Origin of the sequence: Streptomyces sp. NBC_01515, assembly GCF_045040345.1 — a bacterium.
Classification (GTDB): Bacteria; Actinomycetota; Actinomycetes; order Streptomycetales; family Streptomycetaceae; genus Streptomyces.
Map to the genome: position 1 here is coordinate 1,995,448 of NZ_CP109416.1, position 17,114 is coordinate 2,012,561.

The following is a 17,114-nucleotide window of genomic DNA, read 5'->3' on the forward strand; positions in this document are numbered from 1 at the left end:
TGGCGGTCCGGCGTGGCCGTGAGGGGTCTTTCCGAGGCGGCCGAGCCGATGTGCAGGCTGCCCTCGGCCGTGGGCGCGGGATATGGCCGAGCCCCCGCCGAGACGCCCAACGACCCGTCCACGCACCGGAATCCGGAAGTGACGGCGTTGTCCCCTGTTCCGGTGACGCCTACTCCCCCATGGGCCGGAACTCCTCCTCCTTCCACCAGGGGTAGACGGCCGGCATGTCCTTGCTGACCCTGCCCGGGAACTCGGGAGGCCGTTTGGCGAGGAAGGACTCGACGCCCTCCACGGGGTCCGGGCCGCCGCCGATCTGGCTCATGATCCGCGAGTCGAGGCGGTGCGCGGCCATCGGGTGCGGCTCGCCGAGCATCCGCCACATCATCTGGCGGGAGAGGGCGACCGAGATCGCCGAGGTGTTCTCGGCGATCTCACGGGCGAGTTCGTACGCCGCGGGCAGCAGTTCCTCCGGCGGGTGGACGGAGCGCACCAGCCCGGCAGACAGGGCTTCGTCGGGGCCGAAGACGCGGCCGGTGGCCACCCATTCCATGGCCCGTTGCATCCCCACGGCCCGGGGCAGGAACCAGCTCGCCGCGGACTCCGGCACGATGCCCCGGCGCGCGAAGACGAAGCCGAACTTCGCCGAGGTCGAGGCCAGCCGGATGTCCATGGGCAGGGTCATGCTGGCCCCGACGCCGGCCGCGGGGCCGTTGACCGCCGCGATGACCGGCTTGGTGCTGGAGAAGATCCGCAGCGCGACCCGGCCGCCGGTGTCCCGGTGCCAGGCCCCCGCCCGGCGATGGTCGAACGACGTCCCCCCGGAGCTGACGTCGGCGCCCGCGCAGAAGCCGCGTCCGGCGCCGGTCACCACGATCACCCGTACGTCGTCGTCGGCGTCGGCCGCGTCCAGGACGTCGAGGAGGTCGCTCATCATCCGCGGGTTGAAGGCGTTCAGCTTCTCCGGGCGGTTGAGCGTGACGGTGAGGATCCGGTCCGCCACCTCGGCCCGCACGGTCTCGTACTCCTGCTCCGGCATGCGCGTCCTCCGTCAGGTTCGTCACTCCACGACCCGGTTCTCATAAAGCTCAATTAGTTATAGCATTCAACTCTACTGACCTACTGAACTGTCCCTGGACGATGGCGGTGGAGATGACGGATCTGGTGGTGACGGCACTCGGGCCGGTCCGGCTGATCGAGCTGAACCGGCCGGACCAGCTCAACGCGATGAGCGAGGAGCTGCACTCCGGCCTCGCATCGGTCTGGGACACGGTCGCCGACGACCCCGAGGCACGGGTGGTCGTACTCACCGGCCGTGGGCGGGCGTTCAGCGCGGGCGGCAACTTCGACATCATGACCCGGGTCCAGCGCGACCCCGTCTTCCGGCAGCGGAACGTCGACGAGGCCCGGCGGATCATCACCGGCCTGGTCCGCTGCCCGCTGCCGGTGATCGCGGCGGTCAACGGGCCCGCGGTGGGCCTCGGTTGCAGCCTGGCCCTGCTGAGCGACCTGGTGCTGATCGCGGACGACGCCTATGTGTCCGACCCGCACGTCCAGGTCGGTCTCGTCGCGGGCGACGGCGGCGCGCTCGTCCTGCCCCTGCTCGTCGGCCCGACCCGCGCGAAGGAACTCCTGTTCCTGGGCGAGCGGGTGAGCGCCGAGGAGGCGGTCAGGATCGGCATCGCCAACCGCGTCGTACCGAAGGACAAGCTCCTGGACGAGGCCATGGACCTGGCGGGACGGCTGGCCGCCCTGCCCGTGCGGGCGCTGCGCGGCACCAAGCAGGCGGTGAACCTGCATCTGGAGCAGGCCATGGCCGCCGTACTGGAACCGGCGCTGCTCGCCGAACGGGACAGCATGCACGACCCGGACCACATCGCCGCGGTGGAGAAGATCATCGCCTCGCGCGGGCGTCGCCGAGCGGGTACGGAGGGCTGAGCACCATGGACTTCGCGTTCAGCGACGAACAGGACCAACTGCGGCGCACGGTACGGGCGTTCCTCGCGGACACCTCGCCCGAGACCGGGACGCGACGGCTGATGGAGACCCCGGAGGGCTTCGACCGGGCGTTGTGGCGCCGGATGGGGACGGAACTCGGTCTGCAGGGGCTGGCCGTGCCCGAGGAGTACGGCGGTGCCGGGTGCGGTCCCGTCGAAGTGGGCGTGGTGATGGAGGAGTTGGGACGGGCGCTGGTGTGCGCGCCCTTCCTCGCCTCGGCCGTACTGGCGACGACCACGCTGCTGCGCTGCGCCGACGAGGACGCCCGCCAGCGTCTGCTGCCGGGGCTCGCCTCCGGCGAACTGGTCGGGACACTGGCCCTGACGGAGGACTCGGCCCGCTGGGACGCGACCGGGGTCCAGCTCAACGCCCGTGAATCGGACGGGTGTTGGCTGCTCGCCGGACACAAGACGTTCGTCCTCGACGGCGCCACCGCCGATGTCGTCCTCACCGTGGCGAGAACCGACGACGGCATGGGCGTGTTCTGGGTGGAAGGCGGCGCGACGGGACTGACCCGCGTCCCTCTGCCCACGATGGACCCCACCCGCCGGCAGGCCCGGCTCGACTACGACGACGTACCGGCGACCCGGCTGCGGACGCACGGCGACGGCTGGGATCTCGTCTCGCAGGTGCTCGACCGGGCCGCGGTGGCGCTCGCCGCCGAGCAGGTCGGAGTGGCCTCCCGCGCGCTGGACATGGCGGTGGAGTACGCCAAGGTACGGCACCAGTTCGGGCGGCCCATCGGCTCCTTCCAGGCCGTGAAGCACCTCCTTGCCGATGTCCTCCTTGAGGTGGAATCGGCGCGTGCCGCCGCGCACTTCGCGCTGCTCGCGGCCGAGAGCGAGGACCCGGAGCTGCCCGCGGTGGCGAGTCTGGCCAAGGCGTTCTGCTCGGACGCCTGTGTGCGGGCGACGGAACAGAACATCCAGGTCCACGGCGGCATCGGCTTCACCTGGGAGCACCCGGCCCACCTGTATCTGAAACGGGCCAAGACGTCACAACTCCTGTTCGGGGACCCGGCGTTCCACCGCGAACTGCTCGCGCGGCACATCGGGCTGGACGCGGTCACAGCGGAGGCAACGGCATGAAGGTCGACGGAAAACTGAGCGTGTGGGGTACCGCGGAGGTCGTGGCGGAGGCCCTCCACCACGAGAAGGCGGGCTACGACGGCCTGTGGGCCTCGGAGTCGCAGCACGACCCGTTCCTGCCGCTGCTGCTCGCGGCCGAGCACACCGACCGGCTGGAGGTGGGCACGGCGATCGCGGTGGCGTTCGCCCGCTCCCCCATGCAACTCGCCTACACCGCTCACGACTTGCAGGCCTACTCCGGCGGTCGCTTCTCGCTGGGCCTGGGCAGTCAGATCAAACCGCACATCGAGCGGCGCTTCTCGATGCCGTGGAGCCGCCCGGCCGCCCGTATGCGGGAGTACGTGAGCGCGCTGCGCGCGATCTGGGCCGCCTGGAACGAGGGCGAGAAGCTCGACTTCCGCGGCGACTTCTACACGCACACGCTCATGTCCCCCTTCTTCTCTCCCCCGCCCGCTCCCGGCGGGGCCCCGAAGGTCTTCGTGGCCGCGGTCGGCGAGGCGATGACCCGGGTGGCCGGCGAAGTCGCCGACGGGCTCCTGGCACACGGCTTCACCACCGAGCGGTACCTGCGGGAAGTCACCCTCCCGACCGTCGAGTCGGGCCTCGACCGCTCCGGTCGCACGCGCGACGACTTCTCCGTCTCCCATCTCCTCCTCACCGCGACCGGCCGCACCGAGGAGGAACTCGCCCGCGCGATCGACGGAACCCGCCGCCAGATCGCCTTCTACGGCAGCACCCCCGCCTATCGCGGCGTCCTGGAGCTGCACGGCTGGGGCGCACTCGGCGACGAGCTGAACGCGCTGTCGAAGTCGTCCCGCGAGGACAAGTGGGAGGCGATGGGCGGCCTCGTCGACGACGAGGTCCTGCACACCTTCGCGGTCGTCGCGGAGCCGGAGCGGGTGGCGGGCGAGATCAGGCGCCGGTACGGGGCACTGGTGGACCGGGTGTCCTTCTACACCGCGTACGAGATCGACGCCGAGGTGTGGGAGCCGATCGTGCGGGAGCTGCACGGGAGTTGACGGTACGTCAGCCGAGCAGGTCCAGGACCGTCGTCATGGACCTGCTCTGCAGCAGGTAGTCCTCGGCCTCCTGGAGGTGGACGCGCCACAGTTCCTCGGCCGCCTCGGTGCGGCGCCCGGCGACCAGTTCGACGAGGGCGCCGTGGGCGCGGAAGCCCCGGCGGTTGGCGCGGATGTTCTCGGGGCTGCCGGCGTCGAGGTCGACGTGGGACCAGTTCGCCTGGTCGATGATGTGCCGGACCATGCCGTTGAGGACGCTCAGCGTCTCGTTGCCGGCGAGTTCGACGACGAGGGCGTGGAACTCCATGTGGGCGCGGATGAAGGCCGAGGGGTCGTCCATGAGCCCCTCGGCCTCGGCGACGGAGGCCCGCAGCCGCTCCAGGTCATGGTCCGTGCGGCGCTGGGCCAGCAGACCGGCGCACGGCGCCTCGATGACCGTACGGGCGTCGTAGACGTCCTTGAGGGTCGTACCGCGGTACTCAAGGACGACTCCCGCGTAGCGGGCGGCGACCGTGCCCTCCGGGATCTGCACCCGTGCCCCGCCCCGGGCTCCCCGGCGGACGCTGATCAGCGACTCCGACTCCAGGACCCGGAACGCCTCGCGCAGGGTCGGCCGGGAGACGGCGAACTCCGCCATCAGGGCCGTCTCGGCGGGCAGCGCCTCGCCCTCGGCCAGTTCCCCGCGCACGATCTTGCGGCGCAGCTGTGCCGCCACCAGCTCGGCCATCTTGGGGACCCGCACCGGCGTGTTCGTCACGGCATCCATCTCCTTCAGTCGCCCGGGACCGGCACGAAGTACGGCAGGGTGATCTCGTCGGTGAGGCGCCGGAAGTCCACGCGCACCCGCATGCCGATGGTCACGTCGTCCGGGTCGCCCGCGTCGACGTGGGACAGCAGGGTGCCACCCTCGTCCAGGTCGATCACGGCGAGCGCGAACGGCGTCTCGAAGCCGGGGCCGGGTGCGCGGTGCACCACGGTCACCGAGTAGACGGTGCCCCGGCCGGCGCTGGGCACGTACCGCCAGCCGGCCGACATGCAGCCGGGGCAGGCGGGTTCGGGCACGAGGAAGCGCAGCCCACAGGCCGGGCAGTGCGGGACGACCAGGTCACCGCGCCGGGCCGCGTCCCAGAACGGCCGGGACAGCGCGGTGGGCACGGGCACGGGGCGGTTCATCGCGTCCTCCCCAGCACGCTCATCTCGTAGTGCTGCGCGCCGGAGCCCGCGTTGCCGACGACCGCCAGCTCCGCGCCCTCGACCTGGTGGACTGCGGTGCCGCGCAACTGCCGTACGGCTTCGACGACTTTGAGTGTCATCTGCTGGGTTCCGTTCCACGCGTACGCCAGGCAGCCGCCGTCGGGATTGACGGGGTGCTTGCCGCCGACGGCGATGGCACCGCAGGCGGCCAGCGGGCCTCCCTCGCCCTCGCCGCACAGCCCGAGGATCTCCAACTGGCGGATGATCTCGAAGGAGTTGGGGTCGTAGAGGGAGAAGACGTCCACGTCCTGGGGGCCGATGCCCGCCATGGCGTAGGCGCGGACGGCCGCGTCCCGGCCGAGCTGGCCGACCTCCCGGTACAGCGCGGGGTTGGCGTACGCGGCCTGGTGGTACTCCATGCCGCCGCCGAGCACGGCGACGGGCGGGTGGGGCAGATCGCGGGCCCGTTCGGCGGTGGTCACCACGAGGGCGGCGCCGCCCTCGCCGACGATGCAGCAGTCCAGCAGGTGGAACGGTGTGGCCACCATGCGGGAGGCGAGCACGTCGTCGGCGGTGTACGGGCCGCGGCCGTACATCATCGCCTCCGGGTTGGTGGTCCCGTTGTTGCGGATCGTGGCGGCGACCTCCGCGAGCTGGCGGGCGGTCGTCCCGTACTGGTGCATGTGCCGGGCCGCCACCAGCGCGAACTGGGCGACGACGTAGCTGCCCCAGACGTCGGCGAACTCCAGCGGTACCCCGGCGCCGACGGGACCCGTGCCGCGCGAGACCAGCTTGCAGCCGCCGACCACGACGGTGTCGGCGAGCCCGGCCCGCACGGCCGAGGCCGCCTTCAGCAGGCCCCGTGAGCCGGCGTTGTCGAGCATCGAGTCGCTGGTCCAGCGCAGGTCCCGGCCGAGCATCCGCGCCCAGGAGCTGCCCTCGCCGGGCACCCCGCCCGGGCCGGGCCAGTCGACCTGGGCGCCGTCGACGTCCGCCGGGGTCAGCCCGGCGTCCTCGATCGCGCCGCGCACCGCTTCGAGGGCGAGGCCCATCGCGTCGCGGTGCGGGAGGGACAGCGCCTGCTCGGTGGCGTGTACGCCGACGACGACGGGTTGGCGGTCGGTCACGGCGTCACCGTCCCGCGCCGAGCTGGTCGCCGCCGGGGTAGCCGCCCCCGCCGAAGCGCTCGTCGAGCATGTCGTAGTCCTTGCCGAAGTCCTTGGTGCGTGGCAGCGCCTCGACGAACTCCACCGTCTTCGGCTTCTTGTACGAGGCGATCCGCGCCCGGCAGTGCTCGATGACGTCCGCGGCCGTGACCGGCTCGGCGTCCGGGTGGAGGACGACGACCGCTTTGACGTCCTGCGCCCAGCGCTCGTTCGGGACGCCGATCACGGCGGCCTCCTTCACCGCCGGGTGCGACTCGACGCAGTTCTCCACCTCGGCCGGGAAGATGTTCTCCGCCGCCGACTTGAGCATGCGGGTCGTGGTGCCGAGGAAGCTGATCGTGCCGTCGGATTCGCGCCGGCCGAGGTCCGTGGTGTGCCACCAGCCGAAGCGGAAACGCTCCTCGTTGATCTCGGGCCGGTTCCAGTAGCCGAGGTGCACCAGGTCGCCACGGACGCAGATTTCACCGGCCCGGCCGACCTCGCACTCCTTGCCGGTGCCGTCCAGGATGCGTACGGCGGTGAAGGGGCCGGGCCGTCCCGCGTTGCCGGTGCCCGTGCCGCCGTAGGCGCCGGTCACGGCGAAGCCGGTCACCTCGGTCTGGCCGTAGCCGCGGCCCTCGCCGCCGCCGTTGCGGGTGAAGCGGCTGGTGTCGGTGGGGACCGTGCCCTGCCACAGCGGGGCGGCGACGCTGGCCCGCAGGTGCGAGAGGTCGTGGCCCGCTTCCCTGTTGAGGGCGACGAGTTGGGCGATCGTCGGGGGCATCAGGTACGCGTGCGTGCACCGCTCCGCCGCCAGCAGCGGGAGCAGCTCCTCGGCGACGACCCGGCGGACGACGACGTTCTTGCCGCCGTGCACGAAGGCCGGGACGCCCCAGAACTGGTAGTTGCCGATGTGGAACATCGGTCCGGCGCCGAGGAAGGCGGTCTCGGTGCCGATGTCCCCCATCCAGGCGGAACTCGCGCCCATGGCGAGGAGGTTGCGGTGCGAGAGCATCGAGCCGGACTGGCGGCCGGAGATCGCCGCGGTGTAGATGACCAGGAGCGCGGAGTCCGGGTCGACGTCGACGGCAGGGTCCTCGGCCGAGCCCGAGGCCAGGAAGGACTCGTAGGAACCGGGTCCCTCGGTGTCGTGCCGCAGCCACAACGCCCGGTGGTCGCTGCCCAGTTCGGCCCGCGCCTTGCCGACCGTGCCGCCGATCTCCTCGTCCTGCCAGACCACGACCTTGGGGTCGAAGTCCTCGACGGCGAACGCCATTTCGGGGGCGGCCCAGCGCCAGTAGCCGGGACAGACCATGGCGCCGATCTTCGCGGCGGCGCCGAGCAGCTCCCAGATGCGGAAGGAGTTCTGCCCGAGCCAGAGGACGCGGTCGCCGGGGCCGACCCCCGCGACCGTGAGGGCCTGGGCGAGGCGGTTGGTGCGTTCGTCCAACTGCGGCCAGGTCAGGCGGACTTCGCCGTCGACGAGGGCGATGCCGTCGGGGAAGGACCTTCGGTGCTCACGGATGATGTCGCCGAACGTCAGGCGGCGGGCGGAATGCATGCTCTTGACTCCAAGGGCTTTCGGAAGGAGGCGGAAGTCGGAAGCGGCCGTGCACTCATCCAGATTAAATAGCTAACCTATTTATCCAAGGTAGTCAATGAGTACACCCGATGTCAGAGCCCCAGTGAGCGCCCGATGATCTCCAGCATGATCTCCGAGGTCCCGCCGAACACCCGCTGCACCCGGCTGTCGCGCCAGATCCGGGCGATCTCGTACTCGTTGACGTAGCCGTAGCCGCCGAAGAGCTGCATGCAGCGGTCGATGACCTGCCAGCATGTCTCCGAGGTCCAGTACTTGGCCGCCGCGGCCTCCTCGGGCGTCAACTCGCCCTGGAACAGGGCCATGATGCAGCCGTCGACGTAGACGCGGGCGGCACCCAGCCTGGCCTTGATGTCGGCGAGGGCGAATCGGTTGGCCTGGAACTCCCCGATCGGCTGCCCGAACGCCGTACGGGTCTTGGCGTAGTCCAGCGCCAGTTCGTAGGCCCGCTCGGCGGCCGCCAGCGAGGAGACGGCGATGGCGAGGCGCTCGGTGGGGAGGTTGCCCATCATGTGGTAGAAACCGCGGTTCTCCTGCCCGATGAGGTTCTCGGCGGGGACGCGGACCTCGTGGAAGAAGAGTTCGGCGGTGTCCTGCGCCTTCATCCCGACCTTGTCCAGCTTGCGCCCGCGCTCGAACCCCTCCGCGTCCCGCTCGACGACGATCAGGCTGATGCCCTTGTGCCCGGCGTCGGGGTCGGTCTTGCAGGCGACGACGACCAGGTCGGCCAGGATGCCGTTGGTGATGAAGGTCTTGGACCCGTCGATCACCCACTCGTCGCCGTCCCGGCGGGCGGTCGTGCGGATGGCCTTGAGGTCGGATCCGGCGGCCGGCTCGGACAGCGCGAGCGCGCAGATCGTCTCGCCGCTGGTCACTCCGGGCAGCCAACGGGCCTTCTGCTCAGGGGTGGTGAGGTGCGTCAGGTAGGGCGGTATGACGTCGTTCTGCAGCCCGAGCCCGATGCCGACCGAGCTGGTGGCCGCCATCTCCTCCGCCATGATGGCGTTGTAGCGGAAGTCCCAGATTCCCTGGCCGCCGTACTCCTCCGGGAACTGCCAGCCGATGAGCCCGGCCTTGCCCGCCGCCGCCCACGCGGCGCGGCTCACCTGTCCGTCCCGCTCCCACTGCTCCGTGTACGGGGCGCATTCCCGCAGGTAGTAGGAGCGGGCGGTCTCCCGGAACTGCTCGTGCTCCTCGGTGAAGATCGTTCGGCGCATGCTCGACTCCGCTCAGGCATCTCGCTTATTTAGCTGAAGTAGTTATACGATAGCGCTGTATCGACAGCCGGGCGAGGGAGGGCGCGTGAGCGTACGGGACAAGGTGGCACTCGTCACCGGAGCGGGCCGCGGCATCGGCGAGTCGATCGCCGACCGACTCGCCGCCCAGGGAGCCGCGGTCGCCGTCTGCGACCTGGACGCGGAGGCGGCCGGCAAGGTCGCGGGCCTGCTCGCGGAGCGGTACGGCGTGCGGGCCACGGGCGTCGGCGCGGACATCTCCGACGGCGCGGCGGTCCGCACAGCCGTGGACCGGGTGACCGCCGAACTCGGGCCGGTGGACGTCCTGGTGAACAACGCGGCCGTCGACGTCATCGGCCGGTTCGTCGACAGCGCCGAGGAGACCTGGGACCGGATCATCGCCGTCAATCTGCGCGGGACGATCACGATGACCCGGGCCGTCCTCGACCCGATGATCGAGCGGGGCGGCGGCCGGATCGTCCACATCGCCTCGGACGCCGGCCGGGTCGGCTCGTCCGGCGAGGTCGTGTACTCCGCGACGAAGGGCGGTGTCATCGCCTTCGGCAAGGCCCTGGCCCGCGAGGTGGCCCGGCACGGCATCACCGTGAACAGCGTCTGCCCCGGGCCCACCGACACCGCGCTGCTCGGGCAGGTCGCCGAGTACAGCCAGAAGATGTACGACGCGACCGTACGGGCGATCCCGCTGCGCCGCGTCGCCCAGCCCGCCGACATCGCCGGTGTGGTGGCCTTCCTCGCGTCCGACGACGCCGCCTACATGACCGGGCAGACGCTCTCGGTCAGCGGCGGACTCACGATGGTCTGAGGTGGACACCGTGCTGCGTGTCGAACTCCGCGACAGAATCGCCGTGTTGACCCTCGACCGGCCGGGGCGGCTCAACGCGATCGGGTCCGAGACCGTCGAACGGCTCGCCAGGGCACTCGACGGCCTGCGCGACAACGACGACGTACGGGCCCTGGTCGTGACCGGGGCGGGCCGGGCCTTCTCGGCCGGGGCCGACATCGGGGAGATCGAGTCGTTCACAACGCCCGGGCAGTTCCGTTCCTTCGTGCAACGGCTGACGGACGCGTACGCACTGCTGGAGGACTTCCCCAAGCCCTCCGTCGCGGCCGTCCACGGGTTCGCCTTCGGGGGCGGTCTGGAACTGGCCGTCGCCTGCGACCTGTTGGTGGCCGAACGCGGCGCCCGGCTCGGGCTGCCGGAGATGAAGCTCGGTGTCCTCCCCGGCGCGGGCGGCACCCAGCGGCTGCCGCGTCTGATCCCGCCCGCGATCGCCAAGCAGATGATCCTCACCGGCGAACCGATCGACGCCGAGCGGGCGCACGCGCTCGGGCTGGTCAACGAACTGGCCGAGCCCGGTGAGGGGTTGAGCACCGCCGAGGCACTGGCCGCACGGCTGACGGCCGGCGCCCCGCTCGCACTCGCGGCGGGCAAGCGGCTGATCGACTACGGCCTCGGGATGGACCTGGAGGCGGCGATCTCGTACGAACGCGAGACCGTCGCGGTGCTGTTCTCCACCGAGGACCGGGCCGAGGGACTGAAGGCCTTCCGGGAGCGCCGACCCGGCGACTTCCAGGGCAAGTAGCGGGCGGACCGACGAGACACCAACAAGCAGGGAGGTGGGCCGTGCGGCCACTGGAGGGCATTTCGGTCGTCGAGCTGGGCATGTGGGTGGCGGCGCCGGCCGCGGCCACCATGCTCGCGGACTGGGGCGCGGACGTGGTGAAGGTGGAGGCGCCGACCGGCGACCCCAACCGCTACACGCTCCGGCACGTCGGCCAGGACATCGACAGCGCGCCCCCGTTCGAGACCGACAACCGCGGCAAGCGAGGGATCGTCCTCGATCTGCGCTCGGAGGACGGAAAGGGCGTACTGGAGCGGCTGTTGGAGCGCGCCGACGTCTTCGTCACCAACCTCCGCCCCGGCGCGCTGGAACGCCTGGGCCTGGCCCCGGACGAGCTGCGCGCCCGCCATCCCCGCCTGGTCGTCGGCACGTTGACCGGTTACGGCTGGACGGGCGCGGAGCGCGACCGGGCCGGGTACGACGTCTCCGCCTTCTGGGCGCGGCCCGGCATCGCCGCCATGCTCAACCCGGCCGGCGAGCCACCACCCGGAATCCGGCCGGGACTTGGTGACCGTACGGCCGCGGCGAACCTGGTGGCGGGCGTGCTCGCCGCGCTGCTGCGCCGCGAACGCACCGGCGAGGGCGGCGTCGTGGACGTGTCGCTGCTCCGCTCCGGCACCTACGCCAACGGGAACGACCTGGCCCTGCAGAACTTCTTCGGCAGGCGCGGCCGTACCCGGCACCGCACCGAGCACGAGTCCCCGCTCTACAACTCCTACCGGGCCGCCGACGACCGCTGGTTCTGGCTGGTCGGTCTGGAGGGCAACCGGCACTGGCCCGGTGTCGTCAAGGCGCTCGGCCGCGCGGACCTGGAGACGGACGAACGGTTCGCGACGGGCAAGCAACGGCGGGCACACGTACGCGAGTTGATCGCCGTGTTCGACGAGGAGTTCGCGAGCCGGCCACTCGACGAATGGGCGCGGCGGTTCGACGCCGAGGGCGTGTGGTGGGCGCCGGTGCAGACCCTCGCCGAGGTGTCGGCCGATCCGCAGGCAGAAGCGATCGGCGCGTTCGTCGAGCAGCCCGGCATGGGTGACGCGCCACCCCTGCGGACCGTGGCAACACCCGTCAGTTTCTGGGGTGTTGACGACAAGCCGCGCAGCGGTGCGCCGACGCTCGGCGAGCACACCGACGACGTACTCCGCGAACTCGACACAACCGGGAGGTAGACAGGTGGGCATCCTCGACGACAAGGTCGCCGTCGTGACGGGCGGTGGCCGGGGTCTTGGCCGGGCGCACTGTCTGGCGCTGGCCGAGGCCGGCGCGACCGTGGTGGTGAACGACCTCGGCTCCGGCGTGCACGGCGAGAGCACCGGCGACTCCCCCGCCGACGAGGTGGTCGCCGAGATCACCAAGCTGGGCGGGCAGGCGGTCGCCAACCACGCGTCGGTGACGGACTGGGCGGCGACCGAGACCATGGTCGCGGACACGGTCGCGGAGTTCGGGCGCCTGGACATCGTCGTGAACAACGCGGGGATCGTGCGCGACCGCATGCTGTTCTCGATGACCGAGGCCGAGTTCGACGCCGTGATCGCGGTCCATCTCAAGGGCACCTTCGCGCTGACCCGGCACGCGTGCGCGTACTGGCGCGAGGCGTCGAAACGGGGTGAGCGCGTCACCGGCCGCGTCATCAACACCACGTCGGGGACAGGCCTGTTCGGCAACCAGGGGCAGTCCAACTACGGTGCCGCGAAGGCCGGAATCGCAGGGCTCACCGTCCTCACCGCCCTGGAGATGCGCAAGTACGGTGTCACCGCGAACGCCATCTCGCCGATCGCGGCCACACGGATGACGGACGGCCTGTCCGTCGGCGAATCGCTGCGGGCCGTCGACGGCTTCGATCCGCGCGACCCCGCCAACGCCTCGGGTGTCGTCGTCTACCTGGCCTCCGACAGCGCGGCCTGGCTGACCGGCCAGGTCCTGCGCATCGAGGGCGACCGGCTGAACAGGTTGCAGGGCTGGACCGTCGCCGCCGTCCACCCCAGCCGGTCGGGCGGGGCCCTCACCTACGACGAACTCGTGGACGCCGTACCGCAGTTGTACGGTGTCGCCCCTGCGGGGCGGGCCACGGGGGTCGGCCAGTGAAGGCGCCGGGCCACGACGTCGCCGCGCTCGTCCTGCGGGCGACGCTCGGCCCGATGCTCTTCGCGCACGGCTGGAACAAGGTCGCGGGGCCGGGCGGGCTCAAGGGCACGACGGGCTGGTTCGAGGCGCTCGGACTACGGCCCGCCGAGGTGCATGCCCGGATGGCCGCCGGGACGGAGATGGCGGCCGGCATGGGGATCACGCTCGGCGCGGCCAATCCCCTCCCGGCGGCGGCGGCCGTCGGCCTGATGACCGTGGCGGCCCGAACCGACCATCGCGGCAAGGGTTTCTTCGTCTTCAAGGGCGGCTGGGAGTACGTCGGTGTCGTGGGCGGCGCGGCCGTCGCACTGGCCGCGCTGGGCCCCGGCAGGTACTCGCTGGACGGAGTGCTGCGCCGCCAACGCACGGGCGCGGGGCTCGCGTTGCTGGCCCTGGGGGTCGGCACGGCGAGCGCCGCCGCGCTGCTGGCCGCGTGCTACCGGCCGGAGCGGAAGCCGGACGAGACAGAAACAGCTGACTGAGATCACTTAGGGCAACAAGGGAGTCGACATGGACGCGGCTGACTTCAGCGCGGTGCTGTCCGAGGTCCGGCGCTTCGTGCGCGAACGCGTCGTGCCGCTGGAGGCGGAGATCGACGAGAAGGACGAGATGCCCGCGGAGATCCGCGAGGCGGCCAAGAAGATGGGCCTGTTCGGCTTCGCGCTGCCCGAGGAGTACGGCGGGCTGGGGCTGTCGATGTACGAGGAGGCCCAGTTGATGTTCGAGCTGGGGTACACCACCCCGTCCCTGCGCTCGATGTTCGGGACCAACAACGGCATCGCCGGGCACGTCCTGATGGTCGGGGGAACGGAAGAGCAGAAGGCGGAGTGGCTGCCGAGGATCGCCTCGGGCGAAGTCCTGGCGTCGTTCGCGCTCACCGAGGCGGAGTCGGGTTCCGATCCCTCGACCCTGACCACCAGGGCTCATCCGGACGGCGACGACTGGGTGATCAACGGCGCGAAGCGGTACATCACCAACGCCCCGCTCGCCGACGTCTTCATGGTCTTCGCCCGCACGGACCCCGATGCCCCGCGCACCCGGGGCATCTCGACCTTCCTGGTCCCGGCCGGCACCCCGGGCCTCACCGTGGCTCCCAAGGACCACAAGATGGGCCAGTTCGGCGCCTGGACCGCGGACGTGTACTTCGACAATGTCCGCGTACCGGCGTCCGCCCTCGTCGGCGGCGAGTCCGGTCTGAACCGGGGCTTCGGCACGGCGATGGGCTGCATCGCGCACGGCCGGGTGCACATCTCGTCCCTGTGCGTGGGCATGGCCGAGCGGCTCGTGGACGAGTCCGTGGAGTACGCCCGCACCCGCCGCCAGTCCGGGAAGCTCATCGGCTCCTTCCAGCTCGTGCAGGGCCTGATCGCCGACTCCATGACCGACTACTACGCCGGCCGCGCCACGGTCCTGGAGGCAGCCCGCGCGTTCGACGCGGGGACGGACACCAAGATCGGCCCGTCCTGCACGAAGTACTTCGCCAGCGAGATGGTGTGGCGGGTCGCGGACCGCGCGGTCCAGGTCCACGGCGGCGCGGGCTACATGCGCGGGGTCGCCGTCGAGCGCTTCTACCGCGACGCCCGACTCTTCCGCATCTACGAGGGCACGAGCCAGATCCAGCAGGTCATCATCGCGAAGGCACTGCTGGGCGAGGCGGCCCGGGGCTGACCGGCACCGACGAGACGAAGGCCCCGGGGCGACCCGGGGCCTTCGTCGTCGTGCGCTCCTCGGCTCAGATCCCGAGCCGGTCCAGCAGCCGCTCGTGGTACACGGCCGGGCCGCCGAACAACAGCTGCGAGGACTTCGCCCGCCGGAAGTACAGATGCGCCGGGTGCTCCCAGGTGAAGCCGATGCCGCCGTGGACCTGGATGTTCTCCATGGCCGCGAACATGTACGCCCGTGAGCAGCACGCGTGCGCCACGGCCGCGGCGACCGGGAACTCCGCGGAGCCCTCGTCGGCCAGCCGTGCCGCCTCCCGCGAGGCGGCCTCGGCCAGTTCCACCTGGACGAGCATGTCCGCGCACTTGTGCTTGACCGCCTGGAAGGAGCCGATCGGCCGGCCGAACTGGTGCCGGGTGCGGGCGTGTTCGGCGCTCGCCTCCAGGCACCTGCGGGCCCCGCCCGACTGTTCGGCGGCGAGGGCGACCGACGCGATGTCCAGCACCTTGGCCATGGTCCGCCCGGCCGCCCCGTCCGCGCCGACGAGCGTGGCGGGCACCGCGTCGAGCGTCAGCCGGGCCATGGCCCGGGTGCCGTCCAGGGTCTCCATCGATACGGCCGCCAGTCCCGAGGAGTCCCGGTCCACGGCGAAGAGCGAGGGGCCGGCGACGGTGCGGGCGACGACAAGGAGCAGATCGGCGGTCGTACCGTCGATGACGAAGGACTTGCGGCCGGTCAGTTTCCAGGCGCCGTCCCCGTCCGGCACGGCGCGTGCGGAGATCAGGGCGAGGTCCCAGGATCCGCTGTCCTCGGCGACCGCGAGGGCGGCCGTCGTCCGGCCGGTCGCGATGCCGGGGAGGTGACGTGCGCAGGCCTCCCGGTCGCCGGCGGCGAGCAGGGTCTGGGTCGCGAGCACGACGGTCGCGAAGAAGGGTGCGCACAGCAGGGCGCGGCCCATCTCCTCCAGTACGACGCCGAGTTCGACGAGGCCGAAGCCGTCACCGCCGTACTCCTCGGGGATCACCAGGCCCGGCAGCCGCAGTTGGTCGGCCGCCTGCGCCCACACCGCCGGGTCGAAGCGCGGCTCGCTCTCCATGAGCTTGCGCACGGCTTCCTCGGGCGACTTGGCTTCCAGGAACTCCCTTACGGACGCCCGCAGTTCGCGCAAGCCGGTCTCGTCGGCGGTCATGACCGCACCTCCTTGGGCAGTCCGAGGACACGTTCCGCGAGGATGTTCTTCATGATCTCCTCGGTGCCGCCGAGAATGCGCAACGCCGGGGTGGCGAGAAGGAGTTCGGACCAGGCGTAGGTGCCCCACTGCCCGGTGTCGGCGATGATCCGGGGTCCGAGCACGTCGGACACGAAGTGTGCGGCGCGGGTGAGGTTCTGGCCGTACATCAGCTTCGAGACGGACATCTCGGGGCCCGGTGTGCCGCCGGCGCGCAGGGTGCGCAGGGCACGGGTGTTGAGGTGCCGGGTGGCGAGGGCGTCCACCAGGAGTTCCGCGAGCCGGGCGCGCAGGGCGCGGTCGTCCCAGGTCCAGGTGGCGCGCATCAGGGCCGAGAGGTGGTCCGGGGACAGCGCGGCGGCCACCGGGCCCACGCCCTCGCTGCCGACGGTCGCGCGCTCGTTCATCAGGGTGGTCAGGGCGACCGTCCAGCCGCCGTCGACCTCGCCGAGCCGGTGGCCGTCGGGGATGCGGACGTCGGTGAGGAAGACCTCGTTGAAGTCGGCGCCGCCGGTCATCTGCCGCAGCGGCCTGACCTCTACGCCGGGGGCGTCCATGGGGACCAAGAAGGCCGTGATCCCTCGGTGCTTGGGCGCGTCCGGGTTCGTGCGGGTGAGGGCGAGGCCGATCTGGCTGTGCTGGGCGACCGAGGTCCACACCTTCTGGCCGTTGAGCACCCAATCGTCGCCCTCCCGGACCGCCCGGGTGGCGACGCTCGCCAGGTCGGAGCCCGCGCCGGGTTCGCTGAACAGCTGGCAGGCGATGGCGTCCCCGCGGTACATCGCGGTCAACCACCGTTCCTTGACGGTAGGTTGGGCGTGGGCGAGGATCGTCGGTCCGATCATGCCGAGGCCGATCACGCTGAGCACCCCGGTGTCGGCGACGTCGTACTCGGACTCGACGGCGTCGTAGAGCAGGTCGTGGACGGGGGTCAGGCCCCGGCCGCCGTACTCCACCGGGCCGGTGATCCAGCCGAAGCCGTGCTCGTAGCGGACGCGCTGCCAGTCGCGGGCCCGCTGTACGTGCTCCCGTTCCGCCTCGGGCGGGAGGCTGCTGAAGTAGGCCATCGAGTCGTCGCCCTCGCCCCAGGTGGGGGCGGTGCGGTCGGGGGCCTTGGCCGCGTGGGCGTCGAGGAAGGCGCGTGCCTCGGCCGCGAAGTCCTGCATGTCGTCTGCCATGTCCGC

The 17,114-nt window shown here is 71.4% G+C and carries 17 protein-coding genes; 9 read left to right on the plus strand and 8 right to left on the minus strand.

Features of this window, described 5'->3' with window-relative positions; all coding sequences use genetic code 11:
- Nucleotides 1–169: 169 nt before the first annotated feature.
- Nucleotides 170–1,036: a crotonase/enoyl-CoA hydratase family protein gene (locus OG407_RS08725; RefSeq protein ID WP_405856628.1), complete on the minus strand. Its 867-nt coding sequence runs from the start codon at nt 1,034–1,036 to the stop codon at nt 170–172.
- Nucleotides 1,037–1,149: 113 nt separating this feature from the next.
- On the opposite strand from OG407_RS08725, the gene OG407_RS08730 reads away from it, so the two are divergent.
- Genes OG407_RS08730 through OG407_RS08740 form a run of 3 tightly spaced genes read left to right on the plus strand, consistent with a single transcriptional unit; the run spans nt 1,150 to nt 4,102 of the window.
- A complete protein-coding gene (locus OG407_RS08730; protein WP_405856630.1) occupies nt 1,150–1,935 on the plus strand; it encodes an enoyl-CoA hydratase/isomerase family protein in 786 nt (261 codons plus the stop codon).
- Between the two features lie 5 nt (nt 1,936–1,940).
- Nucleotides 1,941–3,083: an acyl-CoA dehydrogenase family protein gene (locus OG407_RS08735; RefSeq protein WP_405856632.1), complete on the plus strand. Its 1,143-nt coding sequence runs from the start codon at nt 1,941–1,943 to the stop codon at nt 3,081–3,083.
- The gene (locus OG407_RS08740) at nt 3,080–4,102 is read left to right on the plus strand and encodes an LLM class F420-dependent oxidoreductase (protein ID WP_405856634.1); all 1,023 of its coding nucleotides are present in this window, start codon (nt 3,080–3,082) and stop codon (nt 4,100–4,102) included. Before OG407_RS08735 ends, OG407_RS08740 begins: the two co-directional genes overlap by 4 nt.
- A 7-nt stretch (nt 4,103–4,109) precedes the next feature.
- Here the strand turns inward: OG407_RS08740 and OG407_RS08745 are convergent, their stop codons facing one another.
- The 5 genes from OG407_RS08745 to OG407_RS08765 all read right to left on the minus strand — a co-directional run bounded on the left by OG407_RS08745 (nt 4,110) and on the right by OG407_RS08765 (nt 9,258).
- A complete protein-coding gene (locus tag OG407_RS08745) occupies nt 4,110–4,868 on the minus strand; it encodes a FadR/GntR family transcriptional regulator (RefSeq protein WP_405856636.1) in 759 nt (252 codons plus the stop codon).
- Between the two features lie 5 nt (nt 4,869–4,873).
- Nucleotides 4,874–5,275: a Zn-ribbon domain-containing OB-fold protein gene (locus OG407_RS08750; protein ID WP_405856637.1), complete on the minus strand. Its 402-nt coding sequence runs from the start codon at nt 5,273–5,275 to the stop codon at nt 4,874–4,876.
- Entirely contained in the window at nt 5,272–6,423 is a 1,152-nt protein-coding gene (locus tag OG407_RS08755; RefSeq protein WP_405856639.1) for a thiolase family protein, read from the minus strand. Before OG407_RS08755 ends, OG407_RS08750 begins: the two co-directional genes overlap by 4 nt.
- Before the next feature lie 4 nt (nt 6,424–6,427).
- Nucleotides 6,428–8,002 carry an AMP-binding protein gene (locus OG407_RS08760; RefSeq protein WP_405856641.1) on the minus strand — a complete coding sequence of 525 codons (1,575 nt, stop codon included), beginning with the start codon at nt 8,000–8,002 and terminating at the stop codon, nt 6,428–6,430.
- Nucleotides 8,003–8,115: 113 nt separating this feature from the next.
- Complete coding sequence (locus OG407_RS08765; protein ID WP_405856643.1) at nt 8,116–9,258, minus strand: acyl-CoA dehydrogenase family protein; 1,143 nt, start codon at nt 9,256–9,258, stop codon at nt 8,116–8,118.
- Nucleotides 9,259–9,343: 85 nt separating this feature from the next.
- Here OG407_RS08765 and OG407_RS08770 point away from each other — a divergent pair, with 85 nt between their 5' ends.
- The 6 genes from OG407_RS08770 to OG407_RS08795 are packed head-to-tail and all read left to right on the plus strand — an operon-like array spanning nt 9,344 to nt 14,711.
- Nucleotides 9,344–10,099, plus strand: a complete 756-nt coding sequence (locus tag OG407_RS08770; protein WP_405856644.1) for an SDR family NAD(P)-dependent oxidoreductase — start codon at nt 9,344–9,346, stop codon at nt 10,097–10,099.
- Between the two features lies 1 nt (nt 10,100).
- Complete coding sequence (locus tag OG407_RS08775; RefSeq protein WP_405856646.1) at nt 10,101–10,880, plus strand: enoyl-CoA hydratase/isomerase family protein; 780 nt, start codon at nt 10,101–10,103, stop codon at nt 10,878–10,880.
- Between the two features lie 41 nt (nt 10,881–10,921).
- Entirely contained in the window at nt 10,922–12,088 is a 1,167-nt protein-coding gene (locus tag OG407_RS08780) for a CaiB/BaiF CoA transferase family protein (protein WP_405856648.1), read from the plus strand.
- Nucleotides 12,089–12,092: 4 nt separating this feature from the next.
- A complete protein-coding gene (locus OG407_RS08785; protein WP_405856650.1) occupies nt 12,093–13,004 on the plus strand; it encodes an SDR family NAD(P)-dependent oxidoreductase in 912 nt (303 codons plus the stop codon).
- Nucleotides 13,001–13,525 carry a DoxX family protein gene (locus tag OG407_RS08790; protein ID WP_405856652.1) on the plus strand — a complete coding sequence of 175 codons (525 nt, stop codon included), beginning with the start codon at nt 13,001–13,003 and terminating at the stop codon, nt 13,523–13,525. The genes OG407_RS08785 and OG407_RS08790 overlap by 4 nt, the downstream gene beginning before the upstream one ends.
- Before the next feature lie 28 nt (nt 13,526–13,553).
- Nucleotides 13,554–14,711 carry an acyl-CoA dehydrogenase family protein gene (locus OG407_RS08795; RefSeq protein WP_405856654.1) on the plus strand — a complete coding sequence of 386 codons (1,158 nt, stop codon included), beginning with the start codon at nt 13,554–13,556 and terminating at the stop codon, nt 14,709–14,711.
- Between the two features lie 64 nt (nt 14,712–14,775).
- Here the strand turns inward: OG407_RS08795 and OG407_RS08800 are convergent, their stop codons facing one another.
- Both OG407_RS08800 and OG407_RS08805 read right to left on the minus strand, forming a co-directional pair.
- Nucleotides 14,776–15,891: an acyl-CoA dehydrogenase family protein gene (locus OG407_RS08800; protein ID WP_405856656.1), complete on the minus strand. Its 1,116-nt coding sequence runs from the start codon at nt 15,889–15,891 to the stop codon at nt 14,776–14,778.
- The gene (locus tag OG407_RS08805; protein ID WP_405856658.1) at nt 15,888–17,108 is read right to left on the minus strand and encodes an acyl-CoA dehydrogenase family protein; all 1,221 of its coding nucleotides are present in this window, start codon (nt 17,106–17,108) and stop codon (nt 15,888–15,890) included. The genes OG407_RS08800 and OG407_RS08805 overlap by 4 nt, the downstream gene beginning before the upstream one ends.
- Nucleotides 17,109–17,114 lie beyond the last annotated feature (6 nt).